Annotated in this window: 5 protein-coding genes; all 5 read left to right on the top strand. The window is 66.5% G+C overall.

All coding sequences use genetic code 11. The features are described 5' to 3' along the window. A partial coding sequence (locus QZY07_RS00220) for an EF-hand domain-containing protein (protein ID WP_295398824.1) occupies positions 1–509 on the top strand: 509 nt, incomplete at its 5' end. A gap of 32 nt (positions 510–541) precedes the next feature. Next, positions 542–1,471 (top strand): cation diffusion facilitator family transporter, encoded by a 930-nt coding sequence (locus tag QZY07_RS00225; RefSeq protein ID WP_295398826.1) that lies wholly within the window; start codon positions 542–544, stop codon positions 1,469–1,471. Between the two features lie 25 nt (positions 1,472–1,496). Beyond that, entirely contained in the window at positions 1,497–2,165 is a 669-nt protein-coding gene (locus QZY07_RS00230) for a response regulator (RefSeq protein ID WP_295398828.1), read from the top strand. Next, a complete protein-coding gene (locus tag QZY07_RS00235; protein WP_295398830.1) occupies positions 2,162–3,559 on the top strand; it encodes an ATP-binding protein in 1,398 nt (465 codons plus the stop codon). Before QZY07_RS00230 ends, QZY07_RS00235 begins: the two co-directional genes overlap by 4 nt. Before the next feature lie 294 nt (positions 3,560–3,853). Beyond that, positions 3,854–5,029 (top strand): PKD domain-containing protein (locus tag QZY07_RS00240; RefSeq protein ID WP_295398832.1); only part of this gene is annotated, 1,176 nt, incomplete at its 3' end.

Below are 5,029 nucleotides of genomic sequence, written 5' to 3' on the forward strand. Positions count from 1 at the left end.
ACGGCAACGGGATGGTCACCGAACAGGAATTCAATACGGTCCATGCCGAGCGGATGGCGGCGCGCGGCGCTACCGGCGCGCCGATGCGCGGGGCGGCCAACGCGCCGACCTTCGCGGATTTCGATCTGAATGGCGACGGTCAGTTGCTGCCCGACGAATTCGCCACCACGCAGCAATCGCTGATGCAAGGCCGGCCTGGCATGGGGATGGGGCAGGGCGCTGGCAGGGGGCCGGGGATGGGCCGTGGCATGGGGAGAAACATGCCGACCTTCGCCGAGTTCGATCTGAACCAGAACGGGAGCCTCACCGAGCAGGAGTTTTACGAGGCGCGCGCCAACCGGATCAAGGAGCGGTCGCAGCAGGGGTATCCGATGCGCAACCTGGCCAACGCGCCTGACTTCAAGGCCATCGATCTCAATGGCGACGGGCTGGTCGACCCACGGGAATTTGACCTGGCACAGGCCCAGCATCGCCAGCAGGCGATGCCGCCGCTGCCGCCCCAACGCTGAGCGCGGGAGGATTCAGCCATGAGGAACGCGCCTTGAATCCCGCGGCGGACCCGCGGCCGGTTTCGTTTGGAACCTCCGCCGAGACCGGCAGACTCCTGCGGCTCGCCACCTATGCCTCGGTGGCCACGGCCGGTCTGCTGATTCTGGCCAAGCTCGTGGCCTGGCTGCTGACCGGATCCGTGAGCGTCCTCGCCTCGCTGGTGGATTCGACGATGGATGCCGCCGCCTCGCTGGTGAATCTGCTGGCGGTGCATTGGTCGCTCCAACCGCCGGACACCGAGCATCGTTTCGGTCATGGCAAGGCCCAGGCGCTCGCCGCCTTGGGCCAGGCGACCTTTATCGCCGGCTCGGCCATGTTCCTCGCGTTACAGGCGGTCGACCGGCTGTTCCATCCGCAAGCGGTCACCGAGATTGGGATCGGCGTGGGCGTGATCGGCTTCGCCATCCTCCTCACCCTGGCCCTGCTCGCGTTTCAGCATCATGTCATCCGACGCACCGGTTCGCCCGCCATCCGCGCGGATGCGCTGCACTATGCCACGGACCTGGCCACCAATTCGGCGACCCTGGTGGCGCTCGGGCTGGCGAGCCTCGGCTGGTCCGGCTTCGATCCGCTCTTCGGGCTCGCGATCGGTGCCTATATCCTCTACAGCGCCGCGCAGATCGGGCGCGAGGCCATCCAGATGCTGATGGATCACGAACTCCCGGAGGAACAGCGCGAACACATCCGATCATTGGCCTTGAACGTGCCCATGGTGCGCGGACTGCACAGTCTGCGCACCCGCCAGTCCGGCCAGTCGCTGATCATCCAACTGCATCTTGAGCTCGACGATCAGTTGCCCCTGCTGCACGCGCATCGCATTGCCGATGAGGTGGAGGCCCAGATCCGCGCCGTCTATCCGGATTCCGACATCATCATCCATCAGGATCCGGCGAGTCTGGGTCATGATGGCTCGGAGAGCTGAGCCTCCTCAAGACCATCGCCCCCTCATGCGCATCCTGATCGTCGAAGACGACCCATTGCTTGGCTCTGGCCTGAAAACCGGGCTCGGCCAGGATGGTTACGTGGCGGATTGGGTGCGGAGCGCCGAACCCGCCGAGCATGCGCTGCGGGTTGAGCACTTCGATGTGATGGTGCTCGACCTCGGGCTGCCCGGACGCGATGGACTCGCCCTGCTGCGCGATCTGCGCCGCCAGGGGATCGATCTGCCGGTCCTGATTCTCACCGCCCGCGACGCCATCGCGGATAAGGTCACGGGTCTGGACGCGGGCGCGGACGACTATCTGGTCAAGCCGTTCGATCTCGATGAACTGAGTGCGCGCATCCGCGCGCTGACGCGCCGCGGCGGCGGCCATGCGGCGCCGCTGCTCCAGGCCGGCGCGCTGGCGCTGGATACCAATCGGCGCACCGTGACGCTCGGCGAACAACCGCTGTCACTCTCGCCCAAGGAGTATGCCCTGCTGGAAAAGCTGGTCGCCAACGCCGACCGGGTGGTGCCACGCGCGCGGCTGGCGGCGGCGACCTACGGCTGGCGCGACGAGATCGAGAGCAACGCCATGGAGGTGCATATCCACAACCTGCGTCAGAAGCTTGGCAAACACCGGATCCTCACGGTGCGCGGCGTCGGCTATCGATTCGTCTCGGAACCCTCGTCATGAGATCGATCCGCCGCCGCCTGCTGTTGTCGCTCAGCCTTGTCTGGACCGTCATCTGGATCGCGATCGCCCTGATTGCCTGGAATCGTTCGGGTCACGAGGTCGGTGAATTGATGGATGCGCAGTTGGCCCAGACCGCGCATTTCCTGCGCCAGATCACGCTCGCCGGCGATCTGCCCAGCATCGCTGGCGCGCCCCAAACCCTGTCGCCCATCGGCCATCCGTATGAATCCATGATCAGTTTCCAGCTCTGGCGGGAGGACGTGCTGATCGGCAGCTTCGGCGCGGCGCCGCAGGAACCGCTGGCACGGCAGTCGGGATTCTCGGATCAGACCCTCGGGCCGACCCAATGGCGCGTCTTCGGGTTCCCGACGGGGCGTTCCGGCGAGGTGATCTATGTGGCGCAGAATGACGGGATCCGGCGGGAACTCATCGAGTATCTGACGCTCCATGCGCTGCAACCCATCCTCTGGTCGCTGCCGCTCACCGTGTTCCTGATCTGGCTGGCGGTCGCGGACGGCCTGCGTCCGCTGAGCCGGCTCGCCCGCGCCATCGGACATCGCTCGGCCGAACAACTGGCCCCCATCGATGCGCGCCGCGTGCCGGCCGAGATCGGACCGCTGATCCATGCGCTCAACGGCTTGATGGCCCGGCTCGAACAGGCGCTGGACGCGGAGCGCCATTTTGCCGCCGATGCCTCGCACGAACTGCGCACCCCCTTCGCGATCATCCGCACCCATGCCCAGATCGCCCAGCGCAGCCGCGACCCCGAGGAGCGCGCCGAGGCGCTCGGGAAACTCATCCGCGGGGTTGATCGGGCGACCCATCTGATCGCCCAGCTCTTGATTCTGTCCCGACTGCAATCGCGGGCGCGCGACACAGCGCACGAAACCTGTTCGCTGGTTAAGACGGCGCAACAAGCGGTGGCGGACAAGCAGGGTGCGGCGCGCGCCAAGTCCATCGAATTTGGCTGCAAGACCCCGGAAGGCGAGCCCGGTCTGGTCGGCGTCTCGCCTGGGGCCTTGAGCATTCTGGTCGGTAATCTGCTGGACAACGCGATCAAATACACCCCGGCGGGCGGGCGTGTCGCCGTGACGGTTAGCGCGCGCAGGGAACACGTTCTGCTCCGGGTGGAGGACTCGGGCCGGGGTATCCCCAACGAGAACCGGATGCGGGTCTTCGATCGTTTTTATCGTCTCCCCGGTCAGGCCGAGGCCGGCGCCGGGCTCGGCCTGGCCATCGTGCGGCGGATCTGCGAGTTGCATGGTGTCGGGATCGAACTGCTCGACGCGGAGGATGGGCAGGGCCTGCTGGTCGAGGTCGGTTTTCGCAAGCCTGCCACAGACTCCGTTCCTCATCACGGTCGTGATCGATCCCACCAGACCAACGGACGGTAAAACCATCGTTCCGGCGTCGCGTGTCATCATGCCATCCCCCGCGCATGCTCCAAATCTCTCGTCACGAAGACCCCGCGCCTTAAGGTTCCCTTAAGGCGCGGTGGGCTAAGCTGATGTTCCAAACAGCCATGAACCAAGGCTTTCCCCGTGGGCCAGACGGCCCGGCGTCCATGGCCGACGCAAGGAGGCGCCGCGTTTCATAACCAGTGAGAGGGCAGAATGATGAGAGCGTCCAAACAAACAAGCACCCCTGGCGCACCACCGAGACGAGATCGGAAATGGGTTTGGCGTGGCTTGGCGGCCGCGCTCGCCCTGGTCTCGGTCTGCGTCTTGTCGGCGGGCATGGCGCTCGCCGATGACGACAGGGATGACCACAACCGCGCTGACGATTCCTCCCCGTCCCAGCACATGATCGATCGCGCCTTCTGGGACAGCCGGGAAAGACGTCTGAACGTCTCCGGGCGGGGCACGCCGCGCGCCAAGGTGATCCTGGTCAACGCCTACGCCCCTTCCCAGACACTCGGCAATGACGAGACCGAGGGAAGCGATGGAACCTGGTCGATCCGCAAGGAAAGGCCCAGCCCCGTGCCCTGCCGGGTGCGCGCCATCCAAAGCGACGGACAGACGGCCGAGCGCGCGGTCGACCAGGCACCGTCCGATTGCTCGCCCAAGTCCGCGGGCGGCGGCGACCCTCCGCCTCCAGGCGGTAACCAGTCCCCGACGGCCAGGGTCAACGGTCCCTACAGCGGCCTTCCAGGCGCGGCGATCCGCTTCAGCAGCGCCGGCTCGGTCGACCCGGACGGCGGCATCGCCAGCTACGCCTGGTCCTTCGGCGACGGCGCGACCAGCACCCAGGCCAATCCCAGTCATGCCTATACGGCGGTCGGCGGCTACAGCGTCACCCTCACGGTAACCGACAACGCGGGCGCGGTCTCCTCGCCCGCGACCACCACCGCGACCATCTCGGATTCGCCGCAGGTGGGCTGCACCTCGCCCATCGCGGAGCACTGCAATATCACCGCCTATACCGGCCCCGAGGTCTGCGTCGCCTGCCACGAGAACCAGGCGCGCGACATGCACGGCTCGGTGCATTATCAGCAGGGCGGGGCCTTCCCCAATGTCACCAACATCCCGGGCGACTTCGCGGCGGCCGGCGAGCGACCCGCCAAGGCGGCGGGCGATCTGGTCGCGACCGGCGTCAACACCTACTGCGGCACGCACGAGAATTCGCCGCGCTTCACCTGCGCCGGCTGTCATGTGGGGAACGGGCGCTTTCCGATGGCCCAGTCGCTGTTCGAACAACTCGCCCCGGCGTCCCCCGAGGCCCATGCGCAACTCGCCAACATCGACTGTCTGACCTGCCATCAAGAGGTCTACAAACGCTTCCCGGACTGGACCGCGTCCGGGCAGGGCTTCAGCGATTTCAGCCTGCTCAATCTGGCCGAGGACGCCAATGGCGCGCTGATCCGC

Source organism: uncultured Thiocystis sp. (genome assembly GCF_903866365.1).
Taxonomy (GTDB): domain Bacteria; phylum Pseudomonadota; class Gammaproteobacteria; order Chromatiales; family Chromatiaceae; genus Chromatium.

Bases quoted from the DNA above. Each gene is read 5' to 3' on its own strand.
- QZY07_RS00230 (WP_295398828.1), top strand. From the start codon at position 1,497: ATGCGCATCCTGATCGTCGAAGACGACCCATTGCTTGGCTCTGGCCTG.
- QZY07_RS00235 (WP_295398830.1), top strand. From the start codon at position 2,162: ATGAGATCGATCCGCCGCCGCCTGCTGTTGTCGCTCAGCCTTGTCTGG.